This is a genomic window from Knoellia remsis (assembly GCF_003002895.1).
Taxonomy (GTDB): domain Bacteria; phylum Actinomycetota; class Actinomycetes; order Actinomycetales; family Dermatophilaceae; genus Knoellia; species Knoellia remsis.
This window is the reverse complement of sequence record NZ_PVTI01000033.1, coordinates 1-18,853: the sequence shown is the minus strand read 5'-3', so window position 1 is coordinate 18,853 and position 18,853 is coordinate 1. Positions and strand designations below refer to the sequence as shown.

Below are 18,853 nucleotides of genomic sequence, written 5' to 3'. Positions count from 1 at the left end.
TCGCCTCGACGTGGGCGCGCGACCCGGCCATCGGTGCCGGTCCCGGAGCAGGAAAGTCATGAGCAGAAGAACGTCGTACGCGACTCGAGTGGCGCTGGCAGTGGCGCTCACGGTCCTGGTCGTCTATCCCCTCAGCGCGCTCGTGCTGTCGGGACCCAAGACCCCGATCACCTTCCAGCTGTTCCCCACCGTGTCGGCGTACATGCACCCACACTTCCCGCAGAACTGGAGCCTGTTCGCGCCCGACCCCATCAGCGAGGAACGTGGCGCGCTGGCTCGCTTCCGCTGTGGCGACGGAGCGGAGACGACCCCTTGGCAGAACATCACCCGGCGCGGCATCGACCGGGTCCAGGACACTCGACTCTTCCCCTCTCGTGAGTCCCGCATCGTGTCGAACTCGATCATCACCCGCTTCCGCAAGGACGACGTCGTCAAGCGAGCCGACGAACGACGGACGAGCGACGACAACCCCGTCCTCGACCCACTCCGCAAGGCGTCGGCCACGGAGCAGCGGCAGGTCGAACGGGTTCTGGCGCGCTACGCCACCGCTCGACACCCGGGTATCTGCGGCGGCGCACCGGCCGACGAGGTGCAGATCAGGTTCGTGTTTCACCGGTTCCCGGGCTGGAGCAGCCGGGACGACCTCGAGGCCATCGGTGAGGTCGACACCGTGGACACGGAGTGGATGACGCCATGACTGCGCTGACCTCTCGCATCGAACCCCTCCGCATCGCGGCCGCCACCGCCGTGGGCTGGCTCGTCGACCGTCCGCGAGCACTGAGTGCCGTCGCGGTCATCCGCGCCGTCATCGGACTGTGCGGACTCGCGATGTACGTCTCCGACTACCGGATCAGGCACCTGCTGTTCAGGCCCGACGTCCTCGGGGCGGGTGTCATTGCCTCACCCCAGGAGACGGGACTCGTCCCGACGCTGTACTCGACGTTCCGGGACGGGGCGGGGTTCGAGGCTGTCTACCACGTGGGGATGCTGGCCGCGCTCGCCGTGACCCTCGGGGTCGGGGGCCGTTTGGGACTGGCCGTTCACTACCTCCTCATCTGGTCGTTGTATGCCACGAACCCGCTCGTCCTGGACGGCGGTGACAACCTCGTCATGATCCTCGGACTCGTCCTGCTCCTCACCCGGTGCTACGACCGACTCACCGTGGTGCGGCTCTTCCGTGGTCGGGGCACACAACGGAGTGTGCCCCCGGTGGCGACGATCGCCCACAACACCGGCGTGCTTCTCGTCGCGGCCCAGATCTGCATCGTCTACCTGATGGCCGGGCTGTACAAGGTGCAGGGGCGGCTGTGGCAGGACGGGACCGCGCTGTACTACGTCCTGCGTGTCCCCGAGTTCACCTGGCCCGGGGTGACCGAGCACCTCTTCCGGTTCGAGTGGCTCCTCGTTCTCGGCGCCTACGCCACGGTCTGGCTCTCGATCTACTTCCCGCTCCTCGTGCTGGTGCGCAGAACCCGCCTGTGGGCCGTGCTCGCCATGAGCGTGTTCCACGTCTCCATCGCGGCCCTCATGGGACTCACGTCGTTCGCCCTCATCATGATCGCGTGCGACCTCGTCTTCGTGAACAGCCATGTCGAGCGCGCGGGTCGACGACTGAGCCAGTGGGGCTACCACCTCGTCGAGCTGCTCCCACCGCAGCTGCGCCAAGGACGTGCCGAACCCGTTCCCGTCGGCGTGCCCGCCGCACCATCCACTGTGACAAGGAGTCGTGCATGAGCATCTTCCGCAAACGTGAGGCGTACGTCGTCGTGCGCGATGACACCGTCCTTGCCCGCGAGTTCGGCAAGAACTACGACGAGCGGAAGTTCGTCGAGTGGGGGTCGGTGACGAAGACCGTCACCGCCGCCGCGGTCGACGTGCTCGTCCGCGACGGTCGGTTGGACTACGACACCCCCGCCCGGGAACTGGTCGGTGGCCGCCTGCCCGAGAGCGTCACCGTCGCGGCGTTGGCGCGACACACCTCCGGCCTCCCCCGGGTCCACCCGGGAATGAAGGGCGGAATCAACCACGACCCGTACGCCGGGACCGACGCTGCCTTCCTCACGACCCTTCTCGCCGAGTTCGACAGCTCGCTTGTGGAGGATCCGGGTGAGGTCGCCTACTCGAACCTCGGGTATGCCGTCCTCGGCCGGGTCGTCGAAGTCGTCGCCGACCAGCCGTGGTTGCCTGCGGTGCAGACCCTCGTGCTCGGACCCTGGGGGCTCGACGGTGTCGGCGCGCGACCGGCGCCCGAGCTCTGGACCGCGATCAAGGGCTTCGACCGCAAGCCGCACACCCCGTGGTCGCTGGACCGGTCGGCTTACGCTCCGGCCGGCGGGCTCTGGAGCACCCTCGACGACTTCGCGCGCTACGGGCAGGAGACCCTTCGGCGCGGGGGCTACGACAGCGGGCTGCGCGGCTGGCAGGAGACCGCCGGCCGGTGGTGGCACAATGGGCAGACCCGGGACTCCGGCTCCTGTCTCGTCCTCGCGCCCGGAGCCAACCTGGTCGTCGCCACCCATGCCCTGGCCCGACTGCCCGGTGCGGCCGATCGGCTGGCGGATCGGCTGGTGCGAGAGTGGGCGGCGGTCGCATGAGCAGCCGGGACAACGGCGACTGCCCGGTGGCGGGTGACGGCCTCCTCGTCTACGACGGCGACTGCGGCTTCTGCGAACGCAGTGTCGCGTGGATCCGGACCGTGTCCGCCGCGACCGCCCGAGCCGAGCCCTCGCACCGGGTCGATCTGGCGGGGCTGGGCCTGACGGAAGTGGAGTGTCGCCATGCGGTCCAGTGGGTGTCCGGGGCGGAGCGCACCTCCGGCCCCGAGGCGCTGAGGGACTTCGCCGCCACCGGTCGTCGTCCGGCGGGACGGGTTGCGGGCCTCCTCGTCAACCGGTGGACGCATCCCGTGTCCGGCCTCGTCTACGGTCTCGTGGCCCGCCACCGCCATCGGCTGGGTTCCCCGTCCTGTGGCCTGCCGACGGAGCCGCGCCAGGCGACGACGACCCTGCGGTGAGGCGCGGACACCGCGCCCGCGGACGGCATACCGCCCGCGGATAGGATTCGAGGGATGAGCGAGCCCACGGCATACGGGCAGACCGGTTCCCCGGCAGGCGAACCGGTGTGTCCACGTCACCCCGACCGGGTGAGCTACGTGCGTTGTCAGCGGTGCGGGCGGCCGACGTGCGCCGAGTGCCAGCGGCCGGCGGCGGTCGGGATCCAGTGCGTCGACTGCGTCCGCGAGGGGCAGCAGTCGATGCGGCAGGGGCGGACCGTGTTCGGCGGAAGCATGGCCGGTGTCGGCGGGCGGCCCATGGTCACGGTGTCGATCATCGCGATCTGTGTCGTCGTCTACCTGCTGCAGATGACGCGGCCGGGGTTCACCGCGCAGGTCGCGTTCGTGCCGTACCTCGGGGACACCGAGCCGTGGCGGTTCCTGACGTCGGCGTTCGCGCACTCACCGGGCTCGATCCTGCACATCCTGTTCAACATGTACGCCCTGTGGATCATGGGCGGCTACCTCGAGCCGATGCTCGGGCGGGCCCGGTTCGCGGCGCTGTACCTCATCAGCGCGCTCGGCGGGTCGGTCGGCTACCTGCTGCTCGCGTTCCCGGCGACGCTCGAGGAGGCTCGGATGGGTGACCTCGGCACGTGGGGGACGCCGGCGGTGGGTGCGTCGGGTGCGGTGTTCGGGTTGTTCGGGGCGTTCCTGGTGCTGCAGCGCCGGCTCGGGCGGTCCGCCGCGACGATGTACGCGACGATCGCGATCAACGCCGTCATCGGGTTCGTCATCCCCGGCATCGCGTGGCAGGCGCACCTCGGTGGCTTCCTCACCGGGTTGGCGTGCGCGGCCGTCTTGGCGTACGCCGGTCGGCGCGGTTCCGGGGACGGCACCCAGCGGGCGAACTTCGGTGCGCACTGGCTCGGCCTGGCGGGGATCACGGTGCTGCTCGTCGTGCTGGCCGTGGTGAAGTACGCCGTGACCGTGAGCCCGATCTAGCGCAGCGCAACCTTGGCGGGCGGCGGTTCTCAATCCCGCTGCCGAGCTGGGGGCCTCGTGGCTGACCGCGACGCTCGGCCCTCGACCTCGCGCGTCCCTCTCGGCAGACGTGCCTTTGCTCCCGCATACGGAAGCAAGTGTGGTTGTTTGCTCCCGTATGCCGGAGCAAATGTGGTTATTTGCTCCCGGGTGCGGGAGCAAGTGTGGTTGTTTGCTTCCGGGTGCCGGAGCAAAGGCACCTTTCGTGACAGGGGTGCGGCGTGCGGGGTCGGGCACGCTGAGGACCCGCCACGAGGCCGCTCTTGTGCACAACCCTGTGGACAACGGGGAGTTGTCCACAGGAGTTGTCCCCAGTGTGGATGAATCACACCGGTGTAATCCCGCCCCGACCGCCTGGCCGGGTTACCGCGTCCACGCGAGGGCGCGCGGACGGCATACGGGACGACGGCGCGTCAGCGCCAGCGGGTGGTCATGAGGAAGCCAGCCATCATGAACGCGAAGCCCGCACCGAGGTTCCAGCGGCCGATCTGCGGCACGGGGTACTCCTTGGTGCCGGAGATGTAGTACGTCACGACCCAGACGAGGCCGATGAGCATGAGCCCGAGCATGACCGGCACGAACCAGCGCGGGTTGGGCTTGGCGACCTTCTGCGCGGTGCGGGGCGGGGTGTAGGCGGGCTTGGCGCGGCCCTTGGACTCAGGCACGGGAGGAACTCCTTCAGCGGACTCAGGTTCGTGGCCTAGCGTAGAGCCTGCACATGTGCGCTCCGACGATTCGTCGACGACGGGAGAGGTGGTGACCCGCAGATGGTGCAGCGGAAGGCGTTCCTGACGTCCCGTCCGACGGTGTGGTCGGCGCTCGTCCCCGTGGTGGCGATCCTCGCCGGCGTGCTGTTCGCGACGAGCGGTTCGGTGGCCCAGGGTCGCAGCCTGCGCTCGGACGGGGCCGGCCTGCCCGACCTCATCCGGGAGCAGACGCAGGACAACAAGCGCATGACGAACCAGCTCAACACCCTGACGGCCCAAGTCGACGCGCTGACCAAGACGTCGGTGCCGGGCAGCTCGGAGGTGGACGAGCTCAAGGCCAAGGGCGACGCGATTGCGGCGGTCGCGGGGCGCGAGGCCGTGCAGGGTCCCGGGGTCGAGGTCGTCCTCGAGGACTCGCACATGCCGGTGGACCAGCTGCCCGAGGGGTTCACGGTCGACGACATCGTCGTGCACCAGCAGGACGTGCAGGCCGTCGTCAACGCGTTCTGGGCGGGCGGTGCCGAGGCGATGATGATCCAGGACCAGCGGATCATCGCCACGAGCGCGGTCCGCTGCGTCGGCAACACCCTCATCCTCCAGGGCCGCGTCTACTCCCCGCCCTACCGGATCAAGGCGATCGGCGACCCGAAGCGGCTGCGCGCGATCCTCGACCAGTCGCCGGAGATCGGCATCTACAAGGAGTACGTCGACGCCGTCGGGCTCGGTTACGAGGTGACGACGAGCAAGAAGTTCGAGTTCCCCGCGTTCGTCGGCTCGATCACACCCGACTTCGCGACGGTGGGCAGCGAGTGAACCGAGGCGCTCGCGACGAGACGGCGGTCTCGCTGCCGGCCACGCGGCATACGCTCTCCTCATGAGCACGGCCCCGCGCATCCTCGTCGTCGACAACTACGACAGCTTCGTCTTCACCATCGTCGGCTACCTCGAGCAGCTCGGCGCCGACTGCACGGTCGTGCGCAACGACGCGGTGACGGCCGCGGACGGTGCGGACTTCGACGGCGTGCTCGTCTCGCCCGGCCCAGGGACGCCCGAGGAGGCCGGGGTGTCCATGGCGATGATCGAGGCGTGTGGGGAGCGGGCGCAGCCGATGCTCGGAGTGTGCCTCGGGCACCAGGCGCTCGGCGTCGTCGCCGGGGCGACGGTCGGGCGCGCACCCGAGCTGCTGCACGGCAAGACCTCGCTCGTGCAGCACTCCGGAGCCGGTGTGCTGGCGGGGCTGCCGTCGCCGTTCACGGCGACGCGCTACCACTCGCTGACGATCGACCCGCCGACCCTGCCGGACTCGCTCGAGACGACCGGGGCGACGGAGAGCGGCATCATCATGGCGGTGCGGCACCGTGAGCTGCCGTTGCACGGGGTGCAGTTCCACCCCGAGTCGGTGCTGACCCAGGGCGGGCACCGGCTGCTCGCGAACTGGCTCGAGGTCTGCGGTGACGAGGGCGCAGTCGAGCGCAGTGCCGGCCTCAGCCCACTCGTTCAGCCCGTGTCCGTCGGCGCCGTGCCCGTCGTTCCAGCTCTATGACGGATAGGTGTGTATGAACACTTATCCGTCATAGAGCTCTGGAGCAACCCCCGAGAGGGAAGCGGGCCGGAGAGCCCTGGAGCAAACCACGAAGAGGGCACCGGCCGGAGAGCCCTGGAGCAAGCGCCAAGAGGACAGCGGCCGGAGTTCCTCACGGAGGTGGCGCGGTCGCGCTCGGCGACGGGCTGGCCGAGGGCGACGGGCTCGGGCTCGGCGTCGGGGTCGCCGAGGGCGTCGGGGTCGCGGAGGGGGTGGGCGAGGGCGGCGGGGGCGGCGGCTTCTGCGCGACGACGATCGTCACCTCTGAGCCGACGTCGGCCTTCTCCTCACCGTCGGGGTCCTGGGAGTAGACCTCGCCCTCCTTGGCGCGCGAGGTCTCGCGGAACTCGGTCTTCGGCTTCAGCCCGGCGGAGATGAGCAGGGTCTGCGCCTCGTCCACCGACTTGCCGGTGACGTCCGGGACGACGACCTGGCCCGACGCGACGTTGAGCGTCACCGCGGACCCGGGCTCGGCGGACTCACCGATGGCGGGGGCGGTGGTGAAGACCCGGTCCTTCGGGACCTCGTTCGTGTCGACCTTGGCGGTGCGGCTGACCGTGAGGTCGACCTGCTGCAGCGCGGCCGTCGCCTCCTCGACGGTCATGCCCTTGACGTCCGGCACCTTCACCGAGGTGGGGCCGGTGGACACCACGAGCCGGACGGTCGTCGAGTCGGGGTCGACGCGGGCTCCGGCCCCGGGGTCGGACGAGACGACGGACCCCTTCGGCACGGTCGCGCTGCTTGTCGTCGTCTGCGTGTAGGACAGTCCCTCGTCCCGCAGCAGCTTGATGGCGGTCTCGACGGGCTTGTCGGCGACGACCGGAACGGTGACCTTGTTGGCCTCCGCGCGCACGTCCATGTACTCCTTGACCCCCCAGCCGAGCAGGGCCAGGGCCACGATCGCACCGAGGGTGAGGAGCACGCCCATCCCGCCGCGCCGGCGGCGACGACCGTCCTCGGGGTCGACGACCGGGATCGTCGAGGTCACCGATCCCGGCGCGGGCTGCGGAGGGCCACCTTCGCGCGGAGTGGTCTGGGCGGCATACACCTCGGTCGGCTCGGTGGTGCCGAGCACGGTCGTCGCGGCAGCGGCACCTGCCCCGCCCGCCCCGCCCGGACCGAGCGCGGCGAGCGACGCCGTGGCCGCCGCGCTCACGGGCTGACCCAGGCGTGCCGCCTGCAGGTCGCTGCGGAACGACGCCGCGTCCTGGTAGCGCTCCTCGCGGTCCTTGGCCAGCGAGTGCAGCACCACCGCGTCGAGCTCCTCGCTCAGCTCAGGGTTGATCGCCGACGGCGGGGTGGGCTGCTCGCCGACATGCTGGTACGCGATCGACACCGGGCTGTCGCCGATGAACGGCGGCCGGCCCGTCAGCAGCTCGTAGAGCATGCAGCCGGCGGAGTAGAGGTCGGAGCGGGCGTCGACGTTCTGGCCCTGCGCCTGCTCGGGTGAGAGGTACTGCGCCGTGCCGATGACGGCCTGCGTCTGGGTCATCGTCGCCGCGGTGTCGGCGATGGCGCGGGCGATGCCGAAGTCCATGACCTTGACCGAGCCGTCGGTGGCGATCATGACGTTCGCCGGCTTGATGTCGCGGTGCACGATGCCCATGCGGTGGCTGTAGGAGAGCGCGTCGAGGACCCGCTCGGTGATCCGGACGGCCTCGTCGGTCGGGAGCTTGCCGTCGTCGGTGAGGATCTCCCGCAGCGTGCGGCCGTTGACGTACTCCATGACCATGTAGGGCACGGCGACCTCGGCGCCGCCGGACTCGACGACGTGGTCCTCACCGGAGTCGTAGACGGCGACGATCGAGGCGTGGTTGAGCCCGGCCGACGACTGGGCCTCGCGCCGGAACCGCTTGAGGAAGGACTGGTCGCGCGCGAGGTCGCTGCGCAGCATCTTGATCGCGACCTGACGGCCGAGGCGGGTGTCGTGTCCGAGGTGCACTTCGGCCATGCCGCCGCGGCCGATGAGCTCACCGACCTCGTAGCGGCCCCCGAGCAGCAGGGGTTCGTCGCTCATGACGTCCTCACTTCTTCAGTCCTGCCTCGAGCATCGCCTTGGCGATGGGCCCTCCCACGGCACCACCACCGCGTTCCTCACTGTCGGCGTAGCCACCGTTCTCGACGACGACGGCCACGGCGATCTGCGGGTCGTTCGCCGGAGCGAAGCCGGTGAACCACGCGTGTGCACGGTCGACGTTGTTCGTGTCGGCAGTGCCCGTCTTGCCGGCGACGGAAACGCCGTCGATTCTGGCGGGCTTGCCGCTGCCGTTCTCGACGACGCCCTGCATCATCGTCGTCAGCTGGGCCGCCACCTCGGGAGTGACGGCCTGGGACAGCTCCTCGGGATCGGTGCGCTCGAGGATGCTGAGATCGCTCGTCAGGACCGACTTCACGAGGTAGGGCTTCATGACGGTGCCGCGGTTCGCGACCCCGGCGCTGAGCATCGCGACCTGGAGCGGCGTGACGCGCACGTCGTACTGACCCACGGCGGACTGGGCGAGCTGCGGCTTGTTGAGCTCGGCCGGGACCTTGCTCGGCGTGACCCGCATCGGGACGTACAGCTGGTCGCCGACGGCGAACTTCGCTGCCTGCTCGCGGAACGCGTCCGCGCCCATCTCCATGCCGAGGTAGCCGAAGGCCGAGTTGCACGAGATCTCGAAGGCGTTCTGGAACGTCGTCGTGTCGTTGGGACCGCACGGCCTGCGACCGATGTTGGGCAGGCCCTTGGTCGTGAGCGGCAGGTCCAGCACGGCCGGCCCTGGCAGCTCGGACTCCGGCGACCACCGCCCGGTCGACAGGGCCGCGGCGGCCGTGACGATCTTGAACGTCGAGCCGGGCGGGTAGAGGTCGCCGCCGATGGTCCGGTTGACGAGCGGTTTGTCCGCGGCGTCGCTGGTGAGCTGCTTGTATGCCGCGTCGACCTTCTTGAGGTCGTGTCCCGACAGCGCGTTGGGGTCGTACGACGGGTTGCTCACCATCGCGAGGATCTCGCCGGTCGACGGGTTGAGCGCGACCGCGGCACCCTTGCGGCCGTCGAGGGCCTTGATCGCGGCCTCCTGCACGGCCGGGTTGATCGTCAGCTCGAGGCTAGCGCCGCGGGTCTTGCGCCCGGTGAAGAGGTCGGACACCCGCCGGAACGCGAGCTTGTCGCTGCTGCCGGAGAGCAGGCTGTTCTGCGCGGACTCGAGCCCGCCGCCGGCGCCATAGAACGAGTAGTACCCGGTGATGTGGGCGTACTTCGCGCCGAGGGGGTAGGTGCGCAGCCACTCGTACTGGTCGTCCGTCGGCACCGACTTGGCGACCGCGGTGTCGCCGACGAGGATCTGGCCGCGCTCGCGGGCATACGTCGACAGCAGGGTGCGCCGGTTGTCGGGGCGGGCGTTGAGCTCCTTGGCATAGACGAACTGGATGAGCGTCGTCGACACGAGGAGCGAGAGGAAGAGCAGGGCGACCACGAAGGAGAGGCGGCGGATGGGGGCGTTCATCGCATCTTCACCACCTGGGTCTGTTCACTGGCGAGGGGACTGGGCGCGGCGGGGTCAGGGACCGGCCGGCGGGCGTGGTCGCTGATCCGCAGCAGCAGCGCGACGAGCGTCCAGTTCGCCAGCAGCGACGAACCGCCCTGCGACAGGAACGGCATCGTCAGGCCGGTGAGCGGGATGACGCGGGTGACGCCGCCGACGACGATGAAGCACTGCAGCGCGAGCGAGAACGACAGGCCGGCGGCGAGCAGCTTGCCGAAGCCGTCACGCGCGCCGATGGCGGTGCGCAGGCCGCGCTCGATGAGCAGCACGTAGAGCAGCAGGATCGCGAAGAGCCCGACGAGCCCGAGCTCCTCACCGAAGCTCGGGATGATGAAGTCGCTCTCGGCGAAGTAGGTGAGGTCGGGGCGCCCACGACCGAGACCGGTGCCGAGCATCCCGCCGGCCGCCATGCCCATGAGGCCCCGGGCGAGCTGGTCGCTCGTCTCGAGCGCTTCGGTGCTGAACGTGTCGAGCCACAGCAGCACGCGCCGCTGGACGTGGCTGAAGAGCAGGTTCGCGACCCAGCAGCCGACGGCGAAGAGCAGCAGACCGATGGCGACCCACGACGTCCGTTCCGTCGCGACGTAGAGCATCGCGACGAAGAGGCCGAAGAAGAGCAGCGAGGACCCGAGGTCCTTCTCGAGGACGAGGACGCCCACGGAGAGCATCCACGCGACGAGGATCGGGCCGAGGTCGCGGGCGCGCGGGAGGGTGAGCCCGAGGATGCGCCGGCCGGCGACGGACAGCGCGTCACGGGTCTGCACGAGGTAGCCGGCGAAGAACACCGCGAGGACGATCTTCGCGACCTCACCGGGCTGGAAGCTGAACGGCCCCAACGCGATCCAGATGCGCGACCCGTACTGCTCGACGCCCAGCCCCGGCACGAGCGGCAGCAGCAGGAGCGCGAAACCGAACGCCCCGGCGAGGTAGGTGTACTTCCGCAGGATGCGGTGGTCCCGCAGGATGAACAGGGCCGCGATGGCCAGCCCGGCGGCGAGGGCGCTCCACATGAGCTGGCGCAGCGCCATGCCTTCGGCGAGGTCGCGCCCGTTCGCGAGGTCGAGCCGGTTGATCATGACGAGCCCGAGGCCGTTGAGGAGCGTCGCGATCGGGAGGATGAGCGGGTCGGCATACGGCGCGCGCCAGCGCATCACGAGGTGGAAGACGCCGGTGATGACGAGGAACCCGGTGCCGACGGCGACGAGGCTCGGCGGCACCGCACCGTCGACGGCGATGCCGACGTTGACGTACGCGAGCGCGACGATGCCGACCGCGAAGACGAGCAGCGCGAGCTCGACGTTGCGGCCCTTGCGGGACGAGACGGCGGAGACGGTGGTCACGACGTCTGGGGGGTGGTCGATGGGGCCGGGGAGGTCGGTATGCCGCCGCGCTGGCTGCCGCTCGGCGTCACCGTGGCGCGGGGGCCGGTGCTGCTGCTGCCCGGGGTCGGCGTGGTGCTCGGCGTGGCGGTGCCACTCGGGCTGGGCGAGAGCGACCCGGACGGCGTGGGGGTCGGCGTCGGCGAGGTCCACGACGACGGGACGGTCGTGCAGTCCCGTCCCTGGCTGCGGGCGTAGCGGCAGGCCTGCGCCTGGACGTCGAGGTTGCGCACGAGACCGTCGGCCTGGTCGAGGCTGTCCATGGTGATGCCGCGCCCGAGCTGGCCGCGGTAGAAGTCGGGCAGGTCGTCGAGCGCGATGGTGCTCGTGCGCTCCGGGCGGGACAGCTCGATGGGGCCGAGGGTCTGGTCGACGCCGCGGAAGACCGCGACCCGGCCCTCGTTGACGCCGACGTAGTACTGGGTCTGGGTCCAGGCCCAGGCGCCGTAGCCACCGGCGACGAGCAGGATGGCGGCGACGACGGCGGCGCCCACGGCTCGCAGGATCGTGCCGGTGCGGCTGCGGCCGCCCTCCTCGGCGAGGTGCAGGTCGTCGTCCTCGTTGGTGCCGGACACCTCGGCCGAGAGCGCGGCGGCCTTCTCGGCGGGCGTGACCGGCAGGGGGCGCGTGTGGCGGCGGATCTCCGCGGCGGCGCCGACGATCTGCGGCTGGTCGCTCGGCACCGGGCCCTTGACGAGGTCGACGACGTCACCGATGACGACGGTGACGTTGTCGGGGGCGCCGGCGCGCAGGGCGAGCTGGACGAGGCGCTCGGCGCACTCACCGGGCCGGCGCTCGGTCGTCAGCACCTCGTCGATCGTGTCGCGCGCGACGTAGTCGGTCAGGCCGTCGGAGCAGATGAGGTAGCGGTCGCCCACGATGGCCTGACGGACGACGACATCGGGCTCTTCACTCGGGGCGCCGGTGAGCACGCGGGTGACCAGGGAGCGCTGCGGGTGGACCGTCGCCTCCTCCGGCGTGAGCCGCCCCTCGTCGACGAGGGACTGGACGAAGCTGTGGTCCTTGGTGATCTGGCTGACCTCGCCGCCGCGCACGACGAACGCGCGCGAGTCGCCGATGTGCGCGAGGACGAGCTTGTCGCGGGCGCGCAGGATGGCGATGAGCGTCGTCCCCATGCCTTCGAGGTCGGGGTCGTCCTGGGCGAGCTGGCCGAGCTCGGAGTTGGCGGCGGTGATGCGGCGCAGCAGCGCCCTCGTCGCGTCGACGCCGGAGAAGGACTCGCCGTCGAGGCCGACGAGCGCCCCGAGGATCGTCGAGCTCGCGACGTCGCCTCCGGCGTGCCCGCCCATGCCGTCGGCCATTGCGAGCAGGTGCGGGCCGGCATACCCGCTGTCCTCGTTGTTGGAGCGCACCATCCCGACGTCGGACCGGGCGGCGAAGTGGAAGGCGATCGCCACCGGCTACCTCCGCAGCTCGACGACGGTCGTGCCGAAGCGGATCTCGGTGCCGGCCGTGACCGGGGTCGGCTCGGAGAGTCGCATCGGGCCGATGAACGTGCCGTTCGTCGAGCCGAGGTCCTCGACGACCCACCCGTCGGGTCCCTTGAGGATGCGCGCGTGACGCCCGGACGCGAAGTCGTCCTCGAGGACGAGCGCCGACTCCGGGCTGCGGCCGACGAGGGTGCCGGACTCGCGCAGCGGCAGGCTCGTGCCGGCGAGGGGGCCGCTCATCACACGCAGGTGTGTGGGCTCGCGGTCGTTGCCTCGGGTGCCGAATCGCCGCCCCACGGGCCGCTGTTCGGCCGGGACGGCGCTCTGCGCGGCCCCGCGGGCGGCCGGGCGCGGCGTGTTGCCGGAGCCGCGCTGCGGCGCGACCCGCCGGGTCGTCACCTGGGTGCCGTAGAGGTCGCCGCGCAGCACGCCGACGACCGCGACGACGAATGCCCAGAGCGCGACGAGCAGGCCGAGGCGCATGACGGTGATCGTGAGTTCGCTCATCGCGTCCTCACCTCTTGCCGGCGCGGTAGGTGACGGAGGTGCGGCCGACGGTGATGCGGTCACCGTCCTCGAGACGGCTGCTCGTGATGCGGTCGCCGCTGACGAACGTGCCGTTGGTGGAGCCGAGGTCGCGGATCGTCGCGACGCTGTGCGGTCCGTCCTGCGTCACGCGAATCTCGCTGTGCCGCCGCGAGATTCCCGGGTCGTCGAGGATGATGTCGGCGCTGTCGTCACGGCCGAGGACCGTGATCGCACCCATGAGCGGGTAGCGCTCGCCGTCGACGTCGAGCCACGGTCGGTCGGCCGGCTTGTTCTTGCGTATGCCGGGTGCGCGCGTCTGTGGCCGGTGCACCTCTGGGTCGGGCTGGGTGCGTGACGGGCGGGCCTCGGGGACGGCGGTGCGGGCTCGCGGCGGCTGCACCGGAGGTGCGGCGGCAGCGGACGGTGCGGGGCCGGCATACGGCGACTCACCGGCATACGACTCGTCGTAGTCGTCGTAGTCGTCGTAGTCGTCCTCGCGCGGTGCGCGGCGCACCGGCTGGTGTTGGCCGGTCATGCCGGTGGCGCGCGGGCGCTTCGCGGTGCTGGGGCGGATGCGGAAGACGCCGGTCTCGAGGTCGGTGTCCTCGTCGAGGAGGATGTCGATCGGGCCGCCGGGCTGGTAGTGCTGGCTGTCGGCGTGCTCCTCGGCGGCGGCGATGAGCTCGTTCTCGAGCTCGACACCGTGCTCGGTGAGGCGCTCGAAGTCGGTCTCGCTCAGCTCGATCGTGAAGACGTTGGGCACGAGGGTGCGCTCGCGGCCGCGGACCCCGGTGGCGGCGCGGTCGTCCATGGCGCGGCGGATGGCGCTCGCGATCTCGACGGGCTGGACCTCGGAACGGAACGCCTTGGCGAAGACGCCGTTGACGGCGCGCTCGAGCTTGCCCTCCATGCGGTCGAACAGTCCCACGGCGCACCTCCTCATCGATGCCTTCTCGGGTCGTGCACAGGTCGGGCAGGGGCTGGCCTGCCTTGTCGATGCTATCTGCCGGGGCTGTGGTGGCTCGTGAGGCGCCCGTGAACGTCGTGTGATGGGACGGGCGACGCGAACCTGTGGACAACTCGGCTGGGCCTGACGCGATCTTTGCCACAGTGGGGTCATGTTCGAGGTGCCGGAACGGCGGAAGGTCCCTACTGTGAAGAGTCACGACGTCGGCCGAGGGGAATCTTGATGACTGCACAACGCAGGTATGCCGTGGCGCTGGCTTGCGTGGGCGCGTTGGCGATCGCGGGCTGCAACGGCGGTGACCCTGAGGCGTCATCGAGCACGACGCCGACGGCGTCGTCGAGTCCATCGTCGAGTCCGAGCGCGTCGGACTCGCCGTCGGCATCGGCGACGCCGAGCGCGTCCGCGTCGGTGAGGGTTCCTGACGCGGCCAAGGCACACACCGAGGCCGGAGCCATCGAGTTCGCCAAGTTCGTCGTGAACCAAGCTGACCTTGCCTACGTCAACGTGGACGACTCCGTCATCAAGACGCTGTCTGGGCCGAGCTGTGAGGGGTGCGACGTCACCATCAAGGGTGTCGCCGACCAGAAGGCGGCAGGAGAGCGCCAGGTCGCACCGAGCCTGACGATCCTCGCAACGAACGTTCTGCCGTCGCAGAATCCGGATGCCTATGACGTCCAAGTGCAGGTCCGCTCGGAGAAGGTCGACATCGTTGACACCAAGGGCAAGACGGTGAACAGCACGCAGGCCGGCAAGGGCGTGTATCGCGTCGCTACGCGCTGGGACGGGAAGCAGTGGACAGTGGCGGACATGGGGGTTGAGTGACATGAACGCGCGCAGGGGTTGGTGCGTCGTACTCGCGTGCAGCATCACAGTGCTGACGCCTGGACTGGTCGAGGCCAAGAGGAAGCCAGGGGGCACGTTCGGTCAGCTGAGCGATGCCTCGGTCAAGGTGGGGGCGGTGACAGCACGGGGGGCGTGGGATCCGGAGTCGAAGAGCGGTTCATGGAGTGACGCGCAGCCGGTGTCGAACGGGCCGGTGTGGGAGTACCGCGAGACCCTCGGGTGCGGGTCGACCACCGACCCCGATGCCGCGACCGACCTCTCGAGCTGTTCGCTGGCCATCTCTCGGTGCGGAACCGTCGGCGGCAAGCCCGTCAACCAGCTGTACGTCTGGCGCCGGCTTGCCGGGACCTCCCAGTGGTTCTTCGACGGGACTAGCTGCGGCAGCCCCAACTTGCCGAACACAGTGTCCGCACCGCCGCCGGTGCCGACGATGGGGCAGATCGTCTCGGCGTTCCGGGAGCTGCCGTTCGCGAAGCCGACGGTGAACATCCAGCCCGAGGGCGACGTCACGCTCGTCAACCTGCCGACCTACTTCGAGGCGCAGTGGCCGACCTCCGGCCTGCGCCCGGGGCAGGTGAGCAAGCCGGTCCAGCTGCTGTCGTGGTCGGTGGAGTTCAAGATCGACCCGGCGTCCTACAACTATTCCTTCGGTGACGGGACCCAGTCGGGCTGGACCGACGACCCGGGCGGGCCCTACCCGGACGGTCAGGTCCGGCATACGTACAAGGACTCCGGCCAGGGCGAGGTCAAGGTCGACGCAACCCTCACCGCCTCGTACCGGGTCAATGGCGGTGAGTGGATCGAGCTCGACGGCGTGGCCGACCTGCAGGACGAGCCGGTCACGACCATCACCGTCCGTGAGGCCAAGGCGCGTCTCTACGGCAACGGCTGACCGACCGACTGATTGCCGATTCCGTGCGGGCGGGCGTCGGCCTGGGTGAACGGAATCGGCAATCAGTCGGGGAAACGGGGTCGGGGGCATGGGGTGCCTGAGAGAGTGGGGGCATGAGGTCCTACTGCGCGGTCTATGTCGACGTCGGCTACCTGCTGGCCTCGTCGGCCACGCGGGTCACGGGCTCGTCTCTGCGCAGCGGCGTCGAGGTCGACTACACCGGGCTCGTGCGCGCGCTCATCGCGCAGGTCGAGGCGCACTCCGGGCTGCCGCTGCTGCGGGTCAACTGGTACGACTCGGGGGCGCGGCGCGGCGGCCAGCCGGACTACCACCAGGACCTCATCGGGCTGTTGCCCCGGGTCAAGCTGCGGTTGGGGCGGCTGTCGTTCTCCGGTGAGCAGAAGGGTGTCGACGTCCGCCTCGGGCTCGACCTCGCCCTGCAGGGCCGGGCGCGCGTCGCCGACGTCATCTACCTCGTGTCGGGGGACGACGACCTCACCGAGGCCGTCGAGGAGGCGCAGAGCGCCGGCGTGCAGGTCGTCATCTTCAGCGTTCCCGGGCAGGACGGCATCGGGCACGCGGTCTCCAAGCACATGCGCCAGGCTGCCGACGGCGAGCTGCTCATCGACCCCGAGGCCATCGACCTCCTCGTCCGGCCGCGCGCCCTCAACGAGGACCTCGTCGCCGCGACGATCAACGGCGCGAGGGTGGGCCCGGCCGAGAAGGGATCCGACTCCGCCTCCGAGGGTGAGCCCGTGGACGCGCCCGCTTCAGAGGACGCCGCGGCGGCCTCTGAAAAGGCCGATGACGAGGCTGCGGAGACGGTTCCTTCCGGTGATGGTGTTGGCCCGGGCTCCGACTCCGAAAAGCCAACGGCGACAACGGAACCCGTGCCCGAAGGCGAGCGGACGGCATACCCCTCGACTGAGGAACCGGAGACCGAGGCGAGCCCCGTCGACGAGGAGGCCGCGCCCAAGCCGGGCATCCCGACGCCGGCCGTGCTCGGGTCGAAGCGGGCGACCGAGGTCGTGTTGCCGACGGCGACGCCGAGCTGGACGACAAGCTCCTACGACGAGGAGGGGTCGTTCACGCGCGACCTCATCGACGATGTCGCGCGCAACGTCGTCCTCACCTGGTCGCGCTCGGCGACACCCGATGCGCTCGCCTCGTTGCGGGAGAGCAAGCCGACGATTCCCGGTGATCTCGACCGGGCGCTGCTGCACGACCTGTCCAGCCGGGCCGGTGTCTATGACATCGACGACGGGTCGCGGCACCTCGTGCGCGACCGGTTCTGGTTCCACGTCGGGCGGCTGCGGCTCACCTGACCCCCGCGCTGAGTCAGGTGGCGACGCGTGAGCCGAGCCGCTCGCGGGCGGTGCGACCCCGCCGCTCGACCGGGACGGTGCCGGTGAGGCGACCGAGGCCGACGTGCGCGCCCTGCCCGTAGAGGGTTTCGATGTTGCCGGCGGGGACGGCATACGTCTCGTGCCAGATGCCGACGGCGCCGGGGCTGCGTCGGGCGGCCTGGTTGAAGGCGCGCCACGCGGGGAGGTGGTGGTTGTCGGGATTGCGGGCGTACGCGTAGAGGTGGTCGGTGCTGCGCCACCACTGCACCACCCACGGGCCGCTGCCGCTGAGGAGGGTGTGCGCGCCGAGGAAGCCGAGGTCGTCGGCCTCGCCGCGGGCGGCCCGGCTCTTGTTGCGCTCGAGCTCGGCGAGCATCCGCGGCATCGCGGCGAAGACGGGGCCCCACAGGTCGACGCGGTGCGGCTTGCGGATCTGCATGCCGATGTGGAAGACGACGAGGTCGCCATCGTGGGCGTGGGTGGTGTGGGTGGCGATGGTCATCGCCGGCTCCCTGCTCTTGGGTAGTGAGGCTATCCCAGTTTGGAGAGGGCTACTATCCGATGTCAAGGATCCTTGTGTGACTTGGGAGGTATGCCGTGCGGCTGGCCGAGCTGTCCGCGTCGACGTCGGTGTCGGTGGCGACGCTGAAGTACTACCTGCGCGAGGGGCTGCTCCACCCCGGGGAGGCGGTGTCGCGCACGCAGGCGGAGTACGACGGGTCGCACGTCGAGCGGGTGCGGCTGGTGCGGGCGCTGCAGTCGGTGGGCGGGTTGTCGCTGGCGACGATCGGGCGGGTGCTGGCGGTGCTGGACTCGCCGGGGTCGGATCGGCTGGATGTGCTCGCGGCGGCGCAGAAGGCCCTGGCGCCGACGATGACCGAGGCTGGAAGCCAGGGGGCGGGTGGCCGAGGGTCAGGTGGCCAGCTGCAGGGGAACCGGGGTGCGGGTGGCCGAGGGTCAGGTGGCCGGGCGGACACTCCCTCGCACAACGTCGATGACCTATCGGCTATCACGGACGGGGCCGAAGGGCCTGGCGAGACGGCTGAAGCCGACGACGGGCGAGCGCAGCGGTGGGTCGAGGCGCACGGCTGGCAGGTGGCGCCGGGTGACCCGCTCTACGACCAGCTCGACGCGGCGTGGGCGGCCTGCGACGCCGCGGGCATCGGGCTCGACGAGGCGCGCATGGATGCCTATGCCGACGCGGTCGAGGAGGTGGCTCGCATCGACGTGGGCTCGGTGCCGACAGACCCGGAGGGTGCGCTGCGGCAGGTCGTGCTCGGGACGGTGCTGCTCGACCCGGTGCTCGCGACCCTGCGCCGGATGGCCCACCAGCACCTGTCGGTGGCCGGTGCCGCACCCCGGGAGCGGTGACTCGTCCCTTTGGGCGTCACTCGTCCCTTCCCGCGTCACTCGTCCCCCCATGAGGGGACGACTCACCCACAAGGGGACGACTCACCACCGGCGAGGCGCACGGCGCACGCGAGCGGCCGGCATACGGCCTCGCGTTCATGTTGACTCACGTCAAGATGCCCGCGAGGGGTGAGTCGTTGACTCATCGGTGAATGCCCGCGTGTGTCGGGTGCTTTTGACCTTGGTCT

Annotated in this window: 20 protein-coding genes; 11 read left to right on the top strand and 9 right to left on the bottom strand. The window is 70.3% G+C overall.

Annotated features, from left to right (window positions below; genetic code table 11):
* Positions 1–88: 88 nt before the first annotated feature.
* From BCF74_RS15345 to BCF74_RS15325, 5 genes are read left to right on the top strand one after another with little or no spacing between them, the layout of a single operon-like run.
* Entirely contained in the window at positions 89–697 is a 609-nt protein-coding gene (locus BCF74_RS15345) for a DUF5819 family protein (protein ID WP_146133004.1), read from the top strand.
* Complete coding sequence (locus tag BCF74_RS15340) at positions 694–1,734, top strand: HTTM domain-containing protein (protein ID WP_146133003.1); 1,041 nt, start codon at positions 694–696, stop codon at positions 1,732–1,734. Before BCF74_RS15345 ends, BCF74_RS15340 begins: the two co-directional genes overlap by 4 nt.
* The gene (locus BCF74_RS15335; RefSeq protein WP_106298827.1) at positions 1,731–2,594 is read left to right on the top strand and encodes a serine hydrolase domain-containing protein; all 864 of its coding nucleotides are present in this window, start codon (positions 1,731–1,733) and stop codon (positions 2,592–2,594) included. Before BCF74_RS15340 ends, BCF74_RS15335 begins: the two co-directional genes overlap by 4 nt.
* A complete protein-coding gene (locus tag BCF74_RS15330) occupies positions 2,591–3,013 on the top strand; it encodes a thiol-disulfide oxidoreductase DCC family protein (RefSeq protein WP_146133002.1) in 423 nt (140 codons plus the stop codon). Before BCF74_RS15335 ends, BCF74_RS15330 begins: the two co-directional genes overlap by 4 nt.
* Before the next feature lie 54 nt (positions 3,014–3,067).
* Positions 3,068–3,997, top strand: a complete 930-nt coding sequence (locus BCF74_RS15325; protein ID WP_106298825.1) for a rhomboid family intramembrane serine protease — start codon at positions 3,068–3,070, stop codon at positions 3,995–3,997.
* A gap of 452 nt (positions 3,998–4,449) precedes the next feature.
* On the opposite strand, the gene BCF74_RS15320 is transcribed toward BCF74_RS15325, so the two are convergent.
* On the bottom strand, positions 4,450–4,701 hold the full coding sequence (locus tag BCF74_RS15320) for a cell division protein CrgA (RefSeq protein ID WP_106298824.1): 252 nt from the start codon (positions 4,699–4,701) through the stop codon (positions 4,450–4,452).
* Between the two features lie 102 nt (positions 4,702–4,803).
* Between BCF74_RS15320 and BCF74_RS15315 the strand changes: the two genes are divergently transcribed.
* Together BCF74_RS15315 and BCF74_RS15310 are read left to right on the top strand one after the other, a co-directional pair.
* On the top strand, positions 4,804–5,556 hold the full coding sequence (locus BCF74_RS15315) for a DUF881 domain-containing protein (RefSeq protein WP_106298823.1): 753 nt from the start codon (positions 4,804–4,806) through the stop codon (positions 5,554–5,556).
* 61 nt (positions 5,557–5,617) lie between these two features.
* Complete coding sequence (locus BCF74_RS15310; protein WP_106298822.1) at positions 5,618–6,286, top strand: aminodeoxychorismate/anthranilate synthase component II; 669 nt, start codon at positions 5,618–5,620, stop codon at positions 6,284–6,286.
* A 151-nt stretch (positions 6,287–6,437) separates the two neighbouring features.
* On the opposite strand, the gene pknB is transcribed toward BCF74_RS15310, so the two are convergent.
* The 7 genes from pknB to BCF74_RS15275 form a co-directional block, all read right to left on the bottom strand.
* Positions 6,438–8,342 (bottom strand): Stk1 family PASTA domain-containing Ser/Thr kinase, encoded by a 1,905-nt coding sequence (gene pknB / locus BCF74_RS15305; RefSeq protein ID WP_106298821.1) that lies wholly within the window; start codon positions 8,340–8,342, stop codon positions 6,438–6,440.
* Between the two features lie 7 nt (positions 8,343–8,349).
* Complete coding sequence (locus tag BCF74_RS15300; protein ID WP_106298820.1) at positions 8,350–9,810, bottom strand: peptidoglycan D,D-transpeptidase FtsI family protein; 1,461 nt, start codon at positions 9,808–9,810, stop codon at positions 8,350–8,352.
* Complete coding sequence (locus BCF74_RS15295; protein ID WP_106298819.1) at positions 9,807–11,189, bottom strand: FtsW/RodA/SpoVE family cell cycle protein; 1,383 nt, start codon at positions 11,187–11,189, stop codon at positions 9,807–9,809. The genes BCF74_RS15300 and BCF74_RS15295 overlap by 4 nt, the downstream gene beginning before the upstream one ends.
* Positions 11,186–12,646: a PP2C family protein-serine/threonine phosphatase gene (locus BCF74_RS15290; RefSeq protein WP_106298818.1), complete on the bottom strand. Its 1,461-nt coding sequence runs from the start codon at positions 12,644–12,646 to the stop codon at positions 11,186–11,188. The genes BCF74_RS15295 and BCF74_RS15290 overlap by 4 nt, the downstream gene beginning before the upstream one ends.
* Positions 12,647–12,649: 3 nt before the next feature.
* Positions 12,650–13,186, bottom strand: a complete 537-nt coding sequence (locus BCF74_RS15285) for an FHA domain-containing protein FhaB/FipA (RefSeq protein WP_106298817.1) — start codon at positions 13,184–13,186, stop codon at positions 12,650–12,652.
* Positions 13,187–13,193: 7 nt separating this feature from the next.
* Positions 13,194–14,135 carry an FHA domain-containing protein gene (locus tag BCF74_RS15280; protein WP_106298816.1) on the bottom strand — a complete coding sequence of 314 codons (942 nt, stop codon included), beginning with the start codon at positions 14,133–14,135 and terminating at the stop codon, positions 13,194–13,196.
* 221 nt (positions 14,136–14,356) lie between these two features.
* A complete protein-coding gene (locus BCF74_RS15275) occupies positions 14,357–14,629 on the bottom strand; it encodes a hypothetical protein (RefSeq protein ID WP_146133001.1) in 273 nt (90 codons plus the stop codon).
* Between BCF74_RS15275 and BCF74_RS15270 the strand changes: the two genes are divergently transcribed.
* The 3 genes from BCF74_RS15270 (at position 14,583) to BCF74_RS15260 (ending at position 17,234) form a co-directional block, all read left to right on the top strand.
* Positions 14,583–14,996 (top strand): DUF6318 family protein, encoded by a 414-nt coding sequence (locus BCF74_RS15270; RefSeq protein WP_106298814.1) that lies wholly within the window; start codon positions 14,583–14,585, stop codon positions 14,994–14,996. The two genes, BCF74_RS15275 and BCF74_RS15270, sit on opposite strands and share 47 nt — an antisense overlap.
* Positions 14,997–15,132: 136 nt before the next feature.
* Complete coding sequence (locus tag BCF74_RS17785) at positions 15,133–15,909, top strand: hypothetical protein (protein WP_245889400.1); 777 nt, start codon at positions 15,133–15,135, stop codon at positions 15,907–15,909.
* A 113-nt stretch (positions 15,910–16,022) separates the two neighbouring features.
* Entirely contained in the window at positions 16,023–17,234 is a 1,212-nt protein-coding gene (locus BCF74_RS15260) for an NYN domain-containing protein (RefSeq protein WP_106298813.1), read from the top strand.
* Positions 17,235–17,247: 13 nt separating this feature from the next.
* Here BCF74_RS15260 and BCF74_RS15255 read toward each other — a convergent pair whose 3' ends face one another.
* Positions 17,248–17,757, bottom strand: a complete 510-nt coding sequence (locus tag BCF74_RS15255; RefSeq protein ID WP_106298812.1) for a DUF4188 domain-containing protein — start codon at positions 17,755–17,757, stop codon at positions 17,248–17,250.
* 95 nt (positions 17,758–17,852) lie between these two features.
* Here BCF74_RS15255 and BCF74_RS17780 point away from each other — a divergent pair, with 95 nt between their 5' ends.
* Entirely contained in the window at positions 17,853–18,626 is a 774-nt protein-coding gene (locus tag BCF74_RS17780) for a MerR family transcriptional regulator (RefSeq protein WP_245889399.1), read from the top strand.
* Positions 18,627–18,853: the final 227 nt, after the last annotated feature.

Bases quoted from the DNA above. Each gene is read 5' to 3' on its own strand.
- BCF74_RS15340 (WP_146133003.1), top strand. From the start codon at position 694: ATGACTGCGCTGACCTCTCGCATCGAACCCCTCCGCATCGCGGCCGCC.
- BCF74_RS15335 (WP_106298827.1), top strand. From the start codon at position 1,731: ATGAGCATCTTCCGCAAACGTGAGGCGTACGTCGTCGTGCGCGATGAC.
- BCF74_RS15330 (WP_146133002.1), top strand. From the start codon at position 2,591: ATGAGCAGCCGGGACAACGGCGACTGCCCGGTGGCGGGTGACGGCCTC.
- BCF74_RS15325 (WP_106298825.1), top strand. From the start codon at position 3,068: ATGAGCGAGCCCACGGCATACGGGCAGACCGGTTCCCCGGCAGGCGAA.
- BCF74_RS15315 (WP_106298823.1), top strand. From the start codon at position 4,804: ATGGTGCAGCGGAAGGCGTTCCTGACGTCCCGTCCGACGGTGTGGTCG.
- BCF74_RS15310 (WP_106298822.1), top strand. From the start codon at position 5,618: ATGAGCACGGCCCCGCGCATCCTCGTCGTCGACAACTACGACAGCTTC.
- pknB (WP_106298821.1), bottom strand. From the start codon at position 8,342: ATGAGCGACGAACCCCTGCTGCTCGGGGGCCGCTACGAGGTCGGTGAG.
- BCF74_RS15300 (WP_106298820.1), bottom strand. From the start codon at position 9,810: ATGAACGCCCCCATCCGCCGCCTCTCCTTCGTGGTCGCCCTGCTCTTC.
- BCF74_RS15285 (WP_106298817.1), bottom strand. From the start codon at position 13,186: ATGAGCGAACTCACGATCACCGTCATGCGCCTCGGCCTGCTCGTCGCG.
- BCF74_RS15275 (WP_146133001.1), bottom strand. From the start codon at position 14,629: ATGGCTCCGGCCTCGGTGTGTGCCTTGGCCGCGTCAGGAACCCTCACC.
- BCF74_RS15260 (WP_106298813.1), top strand. From the start codon at position 16,023: ATGAGGTCCTACTGCGCGGTCTATGTCGACGTCGGCTACCTGCTGGCC.
- BCF74_RS15255 (WP_106298812.1), bottom strand. From the start codon at position 17,757: ATGACCATCGCCACCCACACCACCCACGCCCACGATGGCGACCTCGTC.